Below are 16390 nucleotides of genomic sequence, written 5' to 3'. Positions count from 1 at the left end.
ATGTGTAAAGATGTGACAATTTCAGAAATCAAAGAGGCTCAGCGGATATGTTTGGAAAGAGGCATCCCATTTTTTGCATATCGTTTACCTGATAGTGGAAATTTCTGCTTTGGAGCACAAATATCGGGGGAGGTTGCAGGAAATTGTAGTCCCTCTGTTTTTCTCGAAGATTCCGGTTTTTTGTTTTCTCCGTTTCATGTGGCAAATAACTCTCCTGTACGTTTCCTTCGGAATGATATTGACTTGTCGAAGGCTGGAGACTTGGATATATTGAAAGTTACGCCGAAGAAAAATGTGCCGGACACTGTTCCGGTAGGTGAGATAGGAAAAGGTATTTATATAAAGCAGGCAGAGAGGGTTATTTCTGCACTGAGATCCGGGAAAATTCGAAAAGCGGTATTGTCAAGAGTAAGACAGTTTTTTTGTGATCCCTATAAAAAAGCTCCGGAATGGTTTGACGGATTGTGCGAGACTTATCCCGATGCTTTTGTCTTTTTGGTTTCGATTCCCGGAGAGACTCTATGGATGGGGGCTACCCCGGAAACTTTTCTACGTTGTTCTGCTTCCTGTATTCAAACTATGTCGTTGGCCGGAACAAAGAGAAAAGACGATTTTTCTGAATGGGGAGAAAAAGATCGGGAGGAGCAACGGATTGTAACGGAATATATAGAATCTTGTTTCCGGAATATAGTTGGAACAGAACCTCTGATATCCGGTCCGGAATTGAGGCAAGCTGGGGTTGTTTCACATTTATGTACCATGTTTACGTTGAATAAATCGCTATCTCCGGGCGAAATATCTCGGTTAATAAATGCCTTGCATCCTACGCCTGCAGTGGGAGGATTTCCATTACGGGAGGCTTTAAAAATAATCTGTGAAACCGAGAACCGAGAACGTCGGTATTATGCCGGATACTTAGGACCGGTTTATGGTAACGGACAATTTGATTTATTTGTAAATTTGCGGAGTATGGAACTTTTTCGGGATAGGGTGGAACTACATGTCGGTGGAGGTTTGACGGCTTTATCCGATGCTGATTCGGAATGGAACGAGACAGAAATAAAATCCCGTACTTTGTTGAATTTGATAGAATGATTAAATAAAAGTAGATAATCGGTTTGTCAGATAACTTAAGGGCGAATATATACCAAAATAGATGAATATGTTGGATTCGGATAAAGAATGTTGTACAATATTAGCGAATTTGCTGATTGCCAAGGGAGTGAAACGGATTGTATTGTCTCCCGGGTCTCGGAATGCACCTTTGATCGTCTCTTTTGCTCGTCGTAAGGAGTTTGAGAAATTTGTCGTTTTAGATGAACGAAGTGCAGCTTTTATGGCAATGGGGATAGCCCAGCAATCAGGAGAACCGGTTGCCGTGGTTTGTACCTCAGGAACGGCTTTGTTAAATTATGCTCCGGCTGTTGCTGAAGCATATTACCAACATATTCCTTTGATTGTCATTTCTGCCGATCGGCCTGAAGAATGGATCGACCAAGAGGATAGCCAGACGCTCCGACAGAAAAATTTGTTCGCCCCATTCGTTAAGGCATCTTACTCCTTGCCTCCTGAAATTACTTGTGATGACGAACGTTGGTGGGTAAATCGTTTGGTGAATGACGCTGTTAATTTGTCTGTTCGGTCTAAACCCGGTCCTGTGCATATTAATGTTCCCTTAAGAGAACCTCTTTATTGTTTGCGAGAAGTTCGCGACAGTCGCTCAGAGCAGGTAATTACATCTGTGAGCATTAATACTTGCCTTAATGAAGAAATCGTAAAAGAGTTGTCCGGATTAATTTCCCGAAGCAAAAAGGTGATGATTTTGGTATCATTCGGTAAGCCGGATTCGATGCTATCATCGTTGTTAAATCGATTGTCATCATTACCTCAAGTGATTGTCCTTACCGAGACGATTTCGAATTTGTGTGTAAACGATTCTATTTCGACTATCGACAGGGTTTTATCGGTAATTTCCGATGAAGAAAAATCGAAATTTACCCCCGATTTATTAATTACTTTTGGTGGGTCTCTTGTTTCACGCATGATAAAGCAGTTTTTAAGAAAATATTCTCCTTCTGAGCATTGGAGTCTGGATGAGAATACTCATGTTGCAGATACGATGCAGTGTATGACCCGGCATATACGGATGAATCCTGTTGACTTTTTCTCTCAAATTATAGATCACATACACCCTTCGGATAGTTATTATCATAATTTATGGATAGATTGCAGAGCAGAAGCGACAGATCGGCATGAGCATTATCTTGCGAATGTCGAATGGAGTGATTTAAAGGCATTCTCGCTGATATTTCCTGCTATTCCGCAAGGAAGCGCATTGCAGTTGTCGAACAGTACGCCTGTACGTTATGCTCAGTTATTTGAATATAACCAGATAGAACGCTCGGATTGTAATCGTGGGGTAAGCGGTATAGACGGAGCGACGTCTACTGCTGTAGGGGCTGCTTGCGTGAGGAGAGAACTTACGGTCTTTATTACCGGAGATATGGGATTTTTATATGATTCCAATGCCTTGTGGAACAGATATGTTCCGCCTACACTTAAAATTATCGTGATGAAAAATGGCGGAGGAGGAATATTTCGTTTTATACAAGGCCCATCTGAATTGCCGGAATTGGAAGAATACTTTGAAACAGCACAGGAAGTTGATGTCGAAGGTTTTGCTCGTTTACATGGATTTGATTACTATGTTGCAGATTCTGAAGATGAATTGAGAAAAATCCTCTCTGTTTTTTTTAGAATTTCCGACAAACCTGCTATTTTGTCGGTAGAGACTCCTCGAACTGTTAATGATCGGATTTTAAGGGGATATTTTAAGCGATAAATAATTAATGTAAAATAATATTATGGCAACAAGAGAATGGAAAACTATAAAAGAGTATGAAGATATTAAATTCGAATTCTTCGAAGGAATAGCGAAAATAACGATCAATCGTCCCGAAGTATATAATGCATTTCGTCCGCAAACCAATTTTGAAATGTTGGATGCCATGTCTATTTGTCGGGAACGGAGTGATATAGGTGTTGTGGTGTTTACTGGGGCCGGAGATAAAGCATTTTGTTCAGGAGGAGACCAAAATGTAAAAGGTATCGGTGGCTATATTGATAAAGACGGAGTTCCCCGTTTGAATGTCCTTGATCTGCACAAGGCGATACGTTCTATTCCTAAGCCTGTGATTGCGATGGTCAACGGCTATGCAATCGGAGGCGGTCATGTTTTGCATGTTGTTTGTGATTTGACCATTGCTTCGGAAAACGCACGTTTCGGGCAGACCGGACCTAAAGTAGGCAGTTTCGATGCCGGTTTCGGCTCTTCTTATTTGGCGCGTTGTGTCGGACAGAAGAAAGCTCGGGAAATTTGGTTCTTGTGTCGTCAATATACAGCGAGAGAAGCAGAAGAGATGGGTATGGTCAATAAAGTAGTTCCTTTTGAACGGCTTGAAGATGAGACGGTAGATTGGTGCAAAACTATATTAAAACGTAGCCCGATGGCGATACGCATGATCAAACGGGCGTTGAATGCCGAACTTGACGGACAGCGTGGCCTTATGGAGTTTGCCGGAGATGCAACGTTGATGTATTATTTGATGGAAGAGGCACAAGAAGGGAAAAATGCTTTTTTGGAAAAGAGAGATCCCGATTTTCAGAAATTTCCTAAATTCCCCGGATAAGAAGAAATAAATGAAAGCTGCTTATACTCGGTATATTCTTGATTTTAAAGTGCCCGGAGGTACTTCAAGAGGTATATTAACTCAGAAAGAAACATGGTTTGTCCGTATATGGCATGATGAAACACCTTGGATATTCGGAATTGGAGAGTGTGCTTTGTTTCGAGGGTTGAGTGCGGATGATCGTCCCGGATATGAAGAAAAATTAAAAGAAATTTGCGAACAGATCGATACGTTGGATACGGTTTCGTTGAGAGATTGGAGTTCGATCCGTTTCGGTGTTGAGACGGCTCTTCTCGATTTAAAAAACGGTGGTAGACGAAAAATCTGTCCGGGAGCTTTTTATGAGGGCAAGCAATCGATCGAGATCAACGGTTTGATTTGGATGGGTGATAAAGAAGCTATGTATAGCCGTATCGAAGAAAAACTGACTGCCGGATTTCGTTGTGTCAAATTGAAAATCGGGGCGATAGATTTTAATTCGGAATTAGAGTTGTTAAAGTCTATACGTTCACGTTACGGAAAGGATGAAATAGAGTTGCGGGTGGATGCGAATGGTGCGTTTTTACCGTCGGAAGCGATGTTTAAATTGGATCGGCTGTCCCGGTATGACATTCATTCTATCGAACAACCTATCCGACAAGGGCAGTGGAGGGAGATGGAGGCTTTATGCCGGAATACACCGATTCCGATTGCCTTGGATGAGGAATTGATCGGAATTAATGATCCGAAATTAAAAGAACAGATGTTGGATGTAATAAATCCTCAGTATATAATTTTAAAACCTGCATTGGCCGGAGGTTTGAGCGGATCTGCCGAATGGATCGATAAAGCCGAGAAACGAAATATCGGATGGTGGATAACTTCTGCTCTGGAATCGAATGTGGGACTGAATGCCATTGCTCAATGGACAGCAATGCTACAATCCTCTATTCCTCAGGGATTAGGTACCGGGCAATTATATAAGAATAATATTATTTCTCCTTTAGTTCAGAAAGGATCTACAATACAGTATGACCCTTCGTTGAGTTGGGATTTATCATCGTTAATATGGGAATAGTGCTGAATGATAGATGTTATTCGGATGTCGATGAGATTTCTGTAACAGAGGATAATATCGATGTCGTTTCATTTTTGACCGAATGGTTCGATGACCGTGAATATGTTGTCGGACATACGTCCGGATCGACCGGAACGCCTAAGAAAATTCATTTATTGAAATCGGATATGGAGGCTTCGGCTCGCCTGACAAACGAGTTCTTCGGAATAGATACCGATTCGGTTCTTTTACTTTGTCTGTCTCCGAATTATATCGCAGGAAAGATGATGATTGTAAGAGCTCTTCTTGCAGGTGCGAATTTATTGGTCGTAAAACCCTCTTCTTCTCCATTAAAAGAGATAAATCGTAGTGTCGATTTTGCAGCGATGGTTCCCATGCAGGTTCAAGAATCTCTTTCAGATTCGGTAACCCGGAATAAGATTTCTTATATAAAACAATTAATTATCGGAGGTGCTGCTGTGTCTTCGACTTTAGAATCTGCTTTATCAGCATTTCCAATACGTTGTTTTTCTACTTATGGCATGACGGAAACTGTTTCGCATATCGCTTTGCGGGAATTAAATACCGCTTATTCCGGATATAAGGCTTTGGGAAATATTACATTCTTACAAGATGATAGGGGGTGTCTTTGCATTCATGCTCCGCATTTGAGTAATACGTTTTTTATAACAAACGATATAGTCAGGCTTTCGGGAAAAACGAGTTTTGAATGGTTGGGGCGCTTTGATAATGTGATTAATTCGGGAGGTGTAAAACTTTTTCCTGAAGAGATCGAGAAGAAAATATCCGAATTGATACCTGATAAACGTTTTTATGTGACAGGAGTGTTGGATGAGCGGTTGGGAGAGAAAGCCGTTCTTATAATCGAGGATCAAAACTGGACGCAAGAGAAGATAGCTTCTTTTATGAAAGAGGTAAGATTTATCTTATCTCCTTATCAGATTCCTAAAGAAATACGTTTTGTATCAAATTTTCGTGAAACCTATTCCGGAAAAATAATACGTGAAAATCAAGAATAGCGACGGGGGTATCGCAATAAAATAGCTGCCAGTGCGAAAATACCCATGAGCATAGGATAATAGAGATATCGGATAATAGAAAGCGGGGAGATACTTGCAAGAGAAGCCGCTATCAGCATCTGTGCTCCATAAGGTATCAATCCTTGCACTAAACAGGAAAAAGTGTCTAAAATACTGGCAGATTTTCTTTTATCTATATGAAATCGGTTTGCTATGTCACGGGCTATTTCTCCGGTGGTAATAATAGCTATCGTGTTGTTTGCCGTACAAAGATTTGCAAAACTGACCAAACCTGCGATACTAAGTTCAGCTCCCCGTTTTGAGTTGACCTTTCGAGTCAGTTTTTCAATAATGTAATCAATTCCTCCATTAAAGCGTATCATCTCGAGCATACCTCCAGCTAATAATGTGATTATGATTAGTTCTCCCATTCCTGTTATACCTGTTCCCATAGCACCGAACCAACCGAAAAAATCAAAACCGTTTGTTGCGATTCCTATAATTCCAGATGTGATGATTCCGAGTAATAGAACCAACATGACATTAAACCCTGCAACGGCACTTCCTAAAACAATCAGATAGGGAATAACTTTTATCCATTGTACCTCTGTAAGGTGCGACGGTGAGTGAATATTTAATCCAGCGAATATATAATAAAGCAATACACAAAAAGCTGCCGGAACAACGATCATACTGTTGACCTTGAATTTATCTTTCATCAAACATCCTTGTGTTTTTGTTGCGGCGATTGTCGTATCTGATATGAAGGAGAGGTTATCCCCGAAAAATGCTCCTCCGACAACGATGGCAACCATGTAAGGTAATTCCGTATCTGTTTGATTTGCTATTCCTATGGCAACTGGGGCAAGGGCAACGATCGTTCCGACAGATGTTCCTATGGAAAGGGAGATGAAACAGGAAGCTATGAATATGCCTGCTAATAAGAGATTATCGGGTAATATCTGAAGCGTAAGATTTACGGTTGCATCGATCGCTCCCATCGATTTAGCGGATTGAGCAAATGCTCCGGCAAGTATGAATATCCAGATCATTTGTATGATATTTCCGTTTGCTGCTCCTGAGGAAAAATGTGCTATGCGCTCATTTATGCTACCTCCTCGTGATATGATGACGGCAAAAGCCGAAGATATGAGAAATGCCACAGCGATAGGAACTTTATAAAAATCGTTTACTAAAAGAGAGGTAATGAGATATATGCCCAGAAAAACAAAAAGAGGACTGAGTGCCCAAAAATTAGGTTTTCTGGTTTTATGTATGTGATAAAGTGAATCGGATGATCTCTGCATTCAGAAAATTTTAATTTGTATAATTCTGCAAATGTACTGATAATATGGCTTCGGGTAGTAAAAAGGATTTGAAAAATCCCTAATGTTATTCTTTAAACTTTTTGTTGTACCTCTCTGTTATAAATTACAGATCTGTTTACTTGAAGAGTGATATTAATTTAATAAATTATTTTTATATGAAAAAGTTTTTTTATTTTTTCTCAGCTTTGTTGGTTTCTGCAGGATGTTCGAATGACGATGATTGTTTTAATGAAAGTAACCCTAAATCCAGCAACCTAACAAGTCCGGAATTATTTGTAACCGAGTTGAGTACAAATTCTCCGTATTCTGGAATCTTGGATATTTATCCATGTGTGTCTGGAACTTCTACTTATTATGGGAATTATAGAAACGGACAATTGAGTCCTTTGAATCCTGTATATACAATTGCTTCGGGTTCTATACAAAACTATATTCGTCCGCTACTTTTGCCGGTAGGCACTTATACTTTGTTATATTGGGGTGTTGCCTCTGCAGGAGCAGACGGAACTTATGATTATCCTGCGTCAACAGAACCTGCACTTGTGTTGAATGAAGATATGAGTTCGCAATATTATGGATTACGACAATATTCTTCAGATACGATTTGTTATCCGATATACGATTATGTGTTTGCTGTAAAACAAGTTGATTTAGGAAGTGAGAATATAGCTGTTGCTTTACAACGTAAAACAGCTGGTATTAATGTGACTTTAAAAAATGAGGATAGCAGCTCTTTAGCTACTTCTATTGATTCAGTCAGAGTGTATGTCGGAAATTTGGCGGAAAAAGTAAATGTATATAATGGAAATTATGAGAATTATACAAAAACAGTAATGATTCCTTTAACAATTTCTGGAACGCAGGCTGTCAACAAAACTGCAATGGTATTGCCTTCAGATGTACCTCCTTATTTCAGGGTAGAAATTGATTTGAAAAATGGGGAAACAAAAAAATATGAGACACACCTCTCTTCGATTTTATCTCCGGGAACAAAGTTGTCGATAATAATGGTCTCGAATATAATATTTTCAGAGACAACTGAAGGATCAGGGTTTGAAGTAAGCGACTGGACAGAAACTGAAGAAACAATTACTTTACCCCCTTTAAGTTGATTTGTTTTATACAAAACGGGCTGATTCATAAAAATCAGCCCGTTTTATTTTATTTTTTATTTTGCAGAATCCGGTTGTGCAATCGGTGCTGTAGTTTGTTGTGTTTCAAATCCCGGTTGTGCAGTGGCGGGAATTTCTTTTTTTATGGCATCTTTAATTTCTGATCCGTGACTGCCTGTATTGGCAGATGGTAAGAATGCTGAAGCTACGATACTTAAGATAACGACCGTACCGGCGAGTGTCCAAGTTGCTTTTTCAACAAAATCGGTTGTCTTTCTGACTCCCATAATCTGATTAGTTGAAGAGAAGCCTGATGCAAGACCTCCTCCTTTGGAGTTTTGTACCAATACGATCAATATTAAAAATATTGATGCGATTAGAATTAAGATGGTAATGAACAAATACATTTTATTCGGTTTTTATGTTAATAATCAATTTTTCTAAAAATCTTATTTGGTCTGCAAAGTAAATATTTTTTTCTGGATATTTCAAACTTAATTTTTTAATTATTTCCAAAGCCTTGGAATATCTTCTTTGCTTAATGTATATTTTTGCCAGACTTTCAGTTAGGAAAGCTTCATCTGTAGATTCTGTTAGTGGTGTTTCGGGGATATTTTTTGTATTTCCCGGTTTTATTGTGGCATCTATGTCGGTAACCAGAGGATTCCCTTTTTCCGATTTTTCAATGAAAGAATTTATCAGGTCGATATTTTGCAATTCGTTTAAATTTGAAGTATCATTTCCACTTTCAGTTTTGGAGAGAGACAAATAATCTGTTGCTGGTATTCCTCCTGTTTGAAAAATAAGCTGTTCGATACTTTCGGAAAAATTTTCATTTTGTGCCGACAAGAAAGAATCTATTAATGAAAAAGATTCCTTACTCTTTTCTGATTCGATATTTTGTCGGTAAAGGGAAGTCCAGGATTGGCGAGCACCTTCCAGTAAAAAAAATAGAGATTTGCGATCACCTGAATAAATAGCATTTCTTTCAAGGGCCTCAGGGTAGAGAAGCGGTTCTTCTTTTTGTACTCTTTTTAAATATAAAAAACGGATAGCTTGGAAATAAGGATAATCGGATTGTAATGTACGTAAGTCTTCTAATGGTATTTGCGGAATACCTTCAGACAATTCTTTTCGTATTTTTTCTCCGTTTATCGACATAATTACCAACTTCCTACGGTTGCGTTAAATATTAGTTCCGCTAATTCATCCACAATTTGGGAGATTAACTCATCTTGGACTTGAGTCAACATCTGGCTACTGGAAAAATCTCTATAAGCTCTAAAAGTCTGATCAACGTTAAGATTAGGATTTTTCGTATTGGTATATCTTACTTTTACCGAGATGGTCAGCCTTGTTTGTGATGCATAAGCATCTTCGGTTACAGCTTGAGGACTCAGGTCATAACCCGTAATTTCTCCTTCAACTTGCAAATCTCCTCCGGTTTTGACCATGCTTAATCTGGTTTGTCGTGTGTATATATCTTTCAAGGCTTCATTAAATGCAGGACCGAGAGGAGGGTATACCAATGCTGCCCTGATCGGAAACTCGGCTACGGATATGGTTTTTGTCGTATTATAGTCGATTGCTGCTCCGTTGAATTTGTAAGATATGGTACAAGAGGTCAATATGATCAGCAATAGTATGGTTAATCGTTTCATTTGTGTGGCTTACTCCAAATTATATTCTTTAATTTTACGGTAAAGTGTACGCTCCGATATTTTCAGTTCTTCTGCAGTTTTTTTTCGTTTCCCATTATTTCTTTCCAAGGATTTTCGGATCATCTCTTTTTCTGCGTCCTCCAAAGATAGAGAAGTTTCTTCGAACACACTTTCATCGTGCACATCTTCTGTAGATTCTTTATCGATATGGAATGTCTTAACGACCGGAACGGTGGGATGGGTTATTGCTGTATTGTGTTCCGGTGTGTAAACTTTCAACCCATGTCCGTTTTCAGATGCTGCCAGATTATCCACGATACTTTTCAGCTCGTTCATCTCTTTACGCATTTCGAAGATAATCTGATACAACATTTCTCGTTCGTTTCCGAATAGAAAGCCGTCTTTCCCTTCTGAACCGCTTACGACCGGTAACCGTTCTACATTATATGACGGTAAATATGACTTTATAATATCGGCTGATACTTCACGAGAAGTCTCAAAGATAGATATTTGTTCTGTTACGTTTTTTAGTTGTCTGATGTTTCCCGGCCATCGGTAAGTCAGTAATAAATTTTTTGCATCATCGGTCAGTTGTATCGCCGGCATCCGGTATTTTTCAGCAAAATCATTTGAGAATTTTCTAAACAGAAGGAGTATATCATCCATTCTATCTCGTAACGGAGGCAATTCGATAGGTACGGTATTTAATCGATAAAATAGGTCTTCCCTGAATTTTCCTTCTGAGATCGCTTTAATCATATTGACATTTGTCGCAGCAACGATACGGACATTGGTTTTTTGAACTTTGGAAGAACCGACTTTTATGAACTCTCCGCTTTCCAAAACTCTCAATAAACGAGCTTGTGTTGTTAGGGGTAGTTCTCCGACTTCGTCTAAGAATATCGTTCCTCCATCAGCCTCTTCGAAGTATCCTTTACGATCGGCAAGAGCTCCGGTAAACGAACCTTTTTCGTGCCCGAAAAGCTCTGAGTCAATAGTACCTTCAGGTATAGCGCCGCAATTTACCGCAATATAACGTCCATGTTTACGATGACTGTTTGTGTGTATAATCTGCGGAAAAAATTCTTTACCCGTTCCGCTTTCTCCGGTTATTAGTACGGAGAGATCGGTCGGAGCGATTTGCAGAGCTCGACTGACAGCTCTTAATAATCCCGGTGTATTTCCAATGATACCGAATCTTTGTTTGGCTTGTTGTATATCTGAAAGTGCGACCATATTCCTTAATTCTCTATTGCAAAAGTAGCAAAAGAGAGATTATAAGCCAAATGTATGCAATATATTTAACGGGTCGGTAATTTAAAATTTGTATAAACGCTTTATGTTCTGTATTTTTTTAGACGTTTTTTCTAAATGGAAAATATATTCTTTATATTTTGTTGATTAGTAGGTGATTGTGTTTTGTTTGTATTTACATAATTTTTCTAAGGTCGTATAAAATCAAGCCTTTTTTCTTCTTCTGCAAAAAGAATTGCTGTATTTACTAATGCTAAATGAGAATATGCCTGAGGAAAATTACCAAGTTGCTCTTTTGTGTCGAAATTGATGTCTTCACTAAACAGGCCTAAATGATTAGAATAGGAGAGAACCTCATTAAATAGACAACGAGCTTCTTCTTTTTCACCTATGACGTATAATGCTCGGATAAGCCAGAATGTACAGATTGTGAAAGCGGAAGATGGTAGTCCGAAATCATCCTCATTGTTATATCTGTACATCAGACCTTTATGAAATAAAGCTTTTTTTACGGCTTTTACGGTTTTGTGGTAGCGTATATCGTCTGCTTGTAGAAAGCCGTATGGCTCCATCAATAATAGAGAAGAATCTAAATATAGATTTTCATAAGTTTGTGAAAAGCTCTGTATTTCTTCTTTCCAGCCATATTTTAAAACATCGGATTTTATCTTGTCCGCTTCTTTTTTCCAGCGTTCGCTATAACTGTACTTGTCGAGCATGATTGCGATGCGAGAAGCCCTGTCCAAAGCAACCCAACACATGACTTTAGAGGATACGAAATGCTGTTCTTTTCCTCGTATTTCCCAAATGCCTTTGTCCGGTTTATGCCAATCTTCGATGACTATGGCTATAATGCTTTTAACCATTTCCCAAATGTCTTCAATTTCATCGAGAGTGCCCGGCATTAATTGATAATACTGATAAATGAGGTCCATCAAATATCCGAACGAGTCGTTTTGCCGTTGATGGTAAGCATCGTTTCCTATACGTACTGGTTTTGAGTTTTTGTATCCTGAGAGATGATCGAGGATGATTTCTGTTAATTTACGTTCGCCTCGAATTCCATACATGATCTGAAATGACTCATGTTTGGCAACAAATGTTGATTGTATGAACTTCATGAATCGACGTGCTGCATCCGGATGTCCTATTTGGAATAATGTTTCGATAGACATAGATGCGTCACGTAACCAGCAGAAACGATAATCCCAGTTTCTTACTTCTCCGATAGCTTCCGGCAAGCTGGTCGTTAAAGCCGCTAATACAGCACCGTTGTAGTATGACATTAGTTTTAAGATTAATAGACTCCTTTCTATAATATCGTTATATATAGAATATTTTTTTGTTCGGTTTATCCAGTTAAGCCAGTATACTAATGTCCTGCAATATTCTAATTTTTCTCGTTCGATGTTGACGGGTATGACTTTTTCATTATAGGATAAAAGAAGAAATTCATCTTTTTCTAATATAATTTCTTGATGATTTAGGATTGTTTCTAAAGGGAGCGATGAATATAAATATTGTCGGTCTTTGTTATTTTGGGAACTATAAGTTTCTATATATTGAGGTGTCATGTTATAAATTACTTTACCTCTTGCGTAGTCTGGAGCTGGGTTATAATCGATTTTAAATCGGGGATGTCCTTTGATGCGATTAATATAACGATAAATTTCTGCAGGACGGTAATGCTCATCTTTATTTTGGGAATGATAACACGGCATAAAATCGACAACAACGAATTCTCCTTCCTCTGAAGAAAAACGAGTAGATAGGATATTGGTGTGAGGTACGTATGATTGTGAAATAGAATATTTATTCGATACCTGAAATCCGAAATTACCACCATTTTTACGGTCTAATAATGCTGCGAAAATAGAGGGTGAATCGAATTCGGGGAAACATAACCATTCGATATTTCCGGTTTCAGAGATGAGGGCTGCCGTGCGGCAGTTTCCTATAACACCATAATTCAGATTACTCATATTCGTTTTTATTATTTGTTGTTTGGAAGTAATTTTTTGAAGAAATTCATAATAGAAAAAATATTCTCCTTTCTGTCGAGATTTTTTTGTTGAAATAAATCTCGATGTATTAGAGCTTGGAGAAAAGGTATGACTTCTGATTGAGCAGTCAGATTGTATCGTGCATTTTTTGATGCAGTTCCGATTTTTACGGTAACAGATGTTGACGGAAGCGCTTGGAACATGTCGTCATCAGTCACATCGTCCCCTATGGCCAGTATAAAATCGTAGTGGTCTTTTTGAAGTAAGCGATTTACTTCAGAGCCTTTGTTACAGTGTGGAGATTTAATTTCGACTACTTTATCTCCTTGTAATATTTGTAATTTTTGCTGTAAGCATATTTTTATTAAAGAATTGGTTAATTGTTGAGCACGTAGTGCTCCTAACCAACTGTCTGTCTGTCGGTAATGAAATGCCAGTGCCGTATCTTTTACTTCGAGGTGAGAACGGGGGGTTTTAGATACAAAGAGTTTTAATGTAGAGAGTAAAGATGGACTCCATTCGGTCGATTGTATATTTTTATTCCATTTCCCGTTTTCTTTATAAAATGCCCCATGCTCAGCGGCAAAAGATATAGGCAGTTGTCCCAACCATTTTTCTAAAGTCAGATGGTCTCTTCCGCTATTGATTACGATATGATTTTTTTTATCTTCCGCTAATTGTTGCAACAATTCTATCAGTTCAGGATCGGGTTTGGCATCTTCCGGACGATTTCGTATAGCGGTCAATGTTCCGTCGTAATCAAGTAATATAAGACGTTTATGAGCATGTTTATATCTCGATCGTATGTCACTTATAACAGGACCTACAATGCGTTTTAATCTGAATCGTTGATTTTTGCTGCATATATCATTCCATTCGGTCATAAAATCTGCAGCCCATTTGTTAATAGTTTGATTAGATAAAATTGCCTGCATGTGATTAATTCTGTTTTTTTGTTCTCTTTCAGGCATTTCTAATGCTTTTACGATAGCTTGTTCTATTTCCTCAATATCGTTCGGATTAATTTGTATGGCATCTGTTAGTTCTACCGCACAACCGGCCATTTCGCTTAGTATCAGTACTCCGGGATTGTTTTGTTTTGTTGCGACATATTCCTTAGCTACTAAGTTCATCCCGTCACGCAGTGGAGTAACTAATGCTATATCTGCAACAAAGTACATAGCGGCTAATTCTTCAAAAGAAAATCCATGATAGAAATAGCATACGGGTGTCCAGTCTATTGTTGAATATTTTCCATTGATTGCTCCTATTTCTTCGTCTATTTTAGTTTTTAATTCTGCATATTGATTTACTTGATCTCTCGATGGTACGATTACCATCGCTAATGTCACTTTACCGAGGTATTCGGGATGGTGTTCTAAGAATAGAGAAAAGCCCCATAAACGATGTAAAATTCCTTTGCTGTAATCTAATCGATCGACGGATAATATCATTTTATGGTTGCCGAACAAATTTTGAAAGCGATTGATGGCCTTTTGTACTTCAGGATTTTCCGATACACTATGATAAAGATCATAATTGATACCCATAGGTAATGCTTCGACACGTATAACCCGATTTCCTATTTGAATTTCGTCTAATTGGAAGTCTATGTTGAGTACCCGTTCTGCTGCACTGATGAAATGACGCATATAATCGTGTGTATGGAATGCGATGAAATCAGCACCCAATAATCCTTGTAGAATTTCTCCTCGCTCAGGCAAAATTCTGAATAATTCGTATGAGGGAAAAGGTATATGGTGGAAATAACCGATACGCAGATGGGGCATGCGTTTTCGCAGCATGCCCGGTAGCAGCATTAACTGATAATCTTGTATCCAAACATAATCATCTGCGGATACGATACTGCAAATTTTTTCACAGAAAAGAGCATTTACTTCTTGATAAGCTTTCCAAAAACAGTTTTTATATTCTGTATATGCGAAAAAATAGTGGCATAAGGGCCAAATTGTACTATTACTATATCCTTCATAGTAATTTTTATATTGATCGCATGATAAAAAGACGGGGTGGAAATTTAATTTTTCTAATTGTTCTGAAATGATCTGTTCGTCCTCTTTTTTATCTACACAAATACCCGGCCATCCGATCCAATGTTTCTCGTCGGTGGTTTTTAGAGAATTTAACCCTGTCGCTAATCCTCCTTCACTTCGAGAAAAAATGAATGTGCCGTTTTTCTCTTTACAGGCTTTGGCCGGTAATCTATTTGATATAATATATAGTTTCATATTATAACTTGAGCAAAGGGCATGCCATATATAAATTTGTTTTATGTAAATATTTGATATTTAGTATAATATGGTTATTTATTCTATAAAAATACCTTTTCAAAATGAAAAAGTGCTTTTCTTTTTGAAAAGGTTGTAGATAGGGGAAGTAGTTGGTTTTGCCGAATTGCGACAGGATTAAATCAAATATAAAAATAGCTCTTAGGCTGTAAACGGGTGAAAGCGATTATTGATAAATACTGTTTTTGTGTTTTATAGAATTATATTTTAAATATAATTTTTGTGTACTAAAAATCGCTTTTAGATTGTTAATCAATTTTATTTATGTATTTTTGCCATGATTTTTTGACAATAAGTTACTAAAATAAAAAGATAATTTATTGTCGTGTGTATAGTTTTAGGTGTGAAATTCTTTATTTAAATTTATTTCTTTGAAAGCGAAAATTGTACATTGCCGTAAAATTTGTTTTATTTTACTTTGTTTGTTTTCAATCAATGGATATGCACAAAAATTGGCGTTGAAGACCAATTTAGTACAATGGGCGACTGTTTCTCCGAATTTAGGTGCTGAATTTGTATTAAGTAATCATTTATCGTTAGATCTTTCAGCTTCATTTAACGTTTGGTTTCCCGGTTCATCTTTAGATTTGAAGCATGTTTTAGTACAACCTGAATTAAGGTATTGGTTCGGTAGACCTATGTCCCGGCACTATTTAGGAGCTACAGCTTTTTATACCAGTTACGATGCATTGCTGAAACGTAAATACTATTACGGAGACGCTGTCGCTGCAGGTGTGACATACGGTTATGCAGTAGTGATCAATAAACATTGGAATTTTGAAGCATCGGTAGGGATAGGAGCTCTTCGTTACCGTCAATATAAATATCCTAATACAGAACCTCGACCTTTATCTGTCAATGATAGGGGATGGGCGCTTGTCCCTGTGAAGTTAGCTCTCTCTTTTGTTTATATACTGCGCTGATTTTATATATTTTGTGTTGATAATACAGTGTATTT

The 16390-nt window shown here is 38.0% G+C and carries 14 protein-coding genes; 7 read left to right on the top strand and 7 right to left on the bottom strand.

Features of this window, described 5'->3' with window-relative positions:
* The 5 genes from QUE35_RS05105 to QUE35_RS05085 all read left to right on the top strand — a co-directional run bounded on the left by QUE35_RS05105 (window position 1) and on the right by QUE35_RS05085 (window position 5765).
* Complete coding sequence (locus tag QUE35_RS05105) at window positions 1-1095, top strand: chorismate-binding protein (RefSeq protein WP_022389758.1); 1095 nt, start codon at window positions 1-3, stop codon at window positions 1093-1095.
* Between the two features lie 67 nt (window positions 1096-1162).
* Window positions 1163-2842, top strand: a complete 1680-nt coding sequence (menD, locus tag QUE35_RS05100; RefSeq protein ID WP_031258766.1) for a 2-succinyl-5-enolpyruvyl-6-hydroxy-3-cyclohexene-1-carboxylic-acid synthase — start codon at window positions 1163-1165, stop codon at window positions 2840-2842.
* A 22-nt stretch (window positions 2843-2864) separates the two neighbouring features.
* Window positions 2865-3689 carry a 1,4-dihydroxy-2-naphthoyl-CoA synthase gene (gene menB, locus QUE35_RS05095; protein WP_022389760.1) on the top strand — a complete coding sequence of 275 codons (825 nt, stop codon included), beginning with the start codon at window positions 2865-2867 and terminating at the stop codon, window positions 3687-3689.
* Between the two features lie 10 nt (window positions 3690-3699).
* Window positions 3700-4746, top strand: a complete 1047-nt coding sequence (locus tag QUE35_RS05090; protein ID WP_022389761.1) for an o-succinylbenzoate synthase — start codon at window positions 3700-3702, stop codon at window positions 4744-4746.
* Window positions 4737-5765, top strand: a complete 1029-nt coding sequence (locus QUE35_RS05085) for an AMP-binding protein (RefSeq protein WP_022601857.1) — start codon at window positions 4737-4739, stop codon at window positions 5763-5765. The genes QUE35_RS05090 and QUE35_RS05085 overlap by 10 nt, the downstream gene beginning before the upstream one ends.
* On the opposite strand, the gene QUE35_RS05080 is transcribed toward QUE35_RS05085, so the two are convergent.
* Entirely contained in the window at window positions 5756-7072 is a 1317-nt protein-coding gene (locus QUE35_RS05080; RefSeq protein ID WP_022601856.1) for a Na+/H+ antiporter NhaC family protein, read from the bottom strand. The genes QUE35_RS05085 and QUE35_RS05080 overlap by 10 nt on opposite strands.
* Before the next feature lie 176 nt (window positions 7073-7248).
* On the opposite strand from QUE35_RS05080, the gene QUE35_RS05075 reads away from it, so the two are divergent.
* Entirely contained in the window at window positions 7249-8205 is a 957-nt protein-coding gene (locus QUE35_RS05075) for a FimB/Mfa2 family fimbrial subunit (protein WP_022601855.1), read from the top strand.
* A gap of 56 nt (window positions 8206-8261) precedes the next feature.
* Here QUE35_RS05075 and secG read toward each other — a convergent pair whose 3' ends face one another.
* The 6 genes from secG to QUE35_RS05045 all read right to left on the bottom strand — a co-directional run bounded on the left by secG (window position 8262) and on the right by QUE35_RS05045 (window position 15372).
* Window positions 8262-8612: a preprotein translocase subunit SecG gene (secG, locus tag QUE35_RS05070; protein WP_009319576.1), complete on the bottom strand. Its 351-nt coding sequence runs from the start codon at window positions 8610-8612 to the stop codon at window positions 8262-8264.
* A gap of 1 nt (window position 8613) precedes the next feature.
* Window positions 8614-9333, bottom strand: a complete 720-nt coding sequence (locus tag QUE35_RS05065; RefSeq protein WP_147404864.1) for a DUF8458 domain-containing protein — start codon at window positions 9331-9333, stop codon at window positions 8614-8616.
* A gap of 35 nt (window positions 9334-9368) precedes the next feature.
* Window positions 9369-9866 carry an LptE family protein gene (locus QUE35_RS05060; RefSeq protein WP_009319578.1) on the bottom strand — a complete coding sequence of 166 codons (498 nt, stop codon included), beginning with the start codon at window positions 9864-9866 and terminating at the stop codon, window positions 9369-9371.
* A gap of 9 nt (window positions 9867-9875) precedes the next feature.
* Window positions 9876-11102 carry a sigma-54 interaction domain-containing protein gene (locus QUE35_RS05055; protein ID WP_009319579.1) on the bottom strand — a complete coding sequence of 409 codons (1227 nt, stop codon included), beginning with the start codon at window positions 11100-11102 and terminating at the stop codon, window positions 9876-9878.
* 206 nt (window positions 11103-11308) lie between these two features.
* Window positions 11309-13102 (bottom strand): glycoside hydrolase family 15 protein, encoded by a 1794-nt coding sequence (locus tag QUE35_RS05050; protein ID WP_022390134.1) that lies wholly within the window; start codon window positions 13100-13102, stop codon window positions 11309-11311.
* Between the two features lie 11 nt (window positions 13103-13113).
* A complete protein-coding gene (locus QUE35_RS05045) occupies window positions 13114-15372 on the bottom strand; it encodes a bifunctional alpha,alpha-trehalose-phosphate synthase (UDP-forming)/trehalose-phosphatase (protein WP_022601853.1) in 2259 nt (752 codons plus the stop codon).
* A 431-nt stretch (window positions 15373-15803) separates the two neighbouring features.
* On the opposite strand from QUE35_RS05045, the gene QUE35_RS05040 reads away from it, so the two are divergent.
* A complete protein-coding gene (locus QUE35_RS05040) occupies window positions 15804-16355 on the top strand; it encodes a DUF3575 domain-containing protein (RefSeq protein WP_022390132.1) in 552 nt (183 codons plus the stop codon).
* Window positions 16356-16390: the final 35 nt, after the last annotated feature.

The sequence above is a fragment of the Coprobacter fastidiosus genome (genome assembly GCF_030296935.1).
In the GTDB taxonomy this organism is placed as follows: Bacteria; Bacteroidota; Bacteroidia; order Bacteroidales; family Coprobacteraceae; genus Coprobacter; species Coprobacter fastidiosus.
Note: the sequence above shows the minus strand (reverse complement) of the source record. Positions and strands in the feature narration are given on the sequence as shown.

Bases quoted from the DNA above. Each gene is read 5' to 3' on its own strand.
- QUE35_RS05105 (WP_022389758.1), top strand. From the start codon at position 1: ATGTGTAAAGATGTGACAATTTCAGAAATCAAAGAGGCTCAGCGGATA.
- menD (WP_031258766.1), top strand. From the start codon at position 1,163: ATGTTGGATTCGGATAAAGAATGTTGTACAATATTAGCGAATTTGCTG.
- menB (WP_022389760.1), top strand. From the start codon at position 2,865: ATGGCAACAAGAGAATGGAAAACTATAAAAGAGTATGAAGATATTAAA.
- QUE35_RS05090 (WP_022389761.1), top strand. From the start codon at position 3,700: ATGAAAGCTGCTTATACTCGGTATATTCTTGATTTTAAAGTGCCCGGA.
- QUE35_RS05085 (WP_022601857.1), top strand. From the start codon at position 4,737: ATGGGAATAGTGCTGAATGATAGATGTTATTCGGATGTCGATGAGATT.
- QUE35_RS05080 (WP_022601856.1), bottom strand. From the start codon at position 7,072: ATGCAGAGATCATCCGATTCACTTTATCACATACATAAAACCAGAAAA.
- QUE35_RS05075 (WP_022601855.1), top strand. From the start codon at position 7,249: ATGAAAAAGTTTTTTTATTTTTTCTCAGCTTTGTTGGTTTCTGCAGGA.
- secG (WP_009319576.1), bottom strand. From the start codon at position 8,612: ATGTATTTGTTCATTACCATCTTAATTCTAATCGCATCAATATTTTTA.
- QUE35_RS05060 (WP_009319578.1), bottom strand. From the start codon at position 9,866: ATGAAACGATTAACCATACTATTGCTGATCATATTGACCTCTTGTACC.
- QUE35_RS05055 (WP_009319579.1), bottom strand. From the start codon at position 11,102: ATGGTCGCACTTTCAGATATACAACAAGCCAAACAAAGATTCGGTATC.
- QUE35_RS05050 (WP_022390134.1), bottom strand. From the start codon at position 13,102: ATGAGTAATCTGAATTATGGTGTTATAGGAAACTGCCGCACGGCAGCC.
- QUE35_RS05045 (WP_022601853.1), bottom strand. From the start codon at position 15,372: ATGAAACTATATATTATATCAAATAGATTACCGGCCAAAGCCTGTAAA.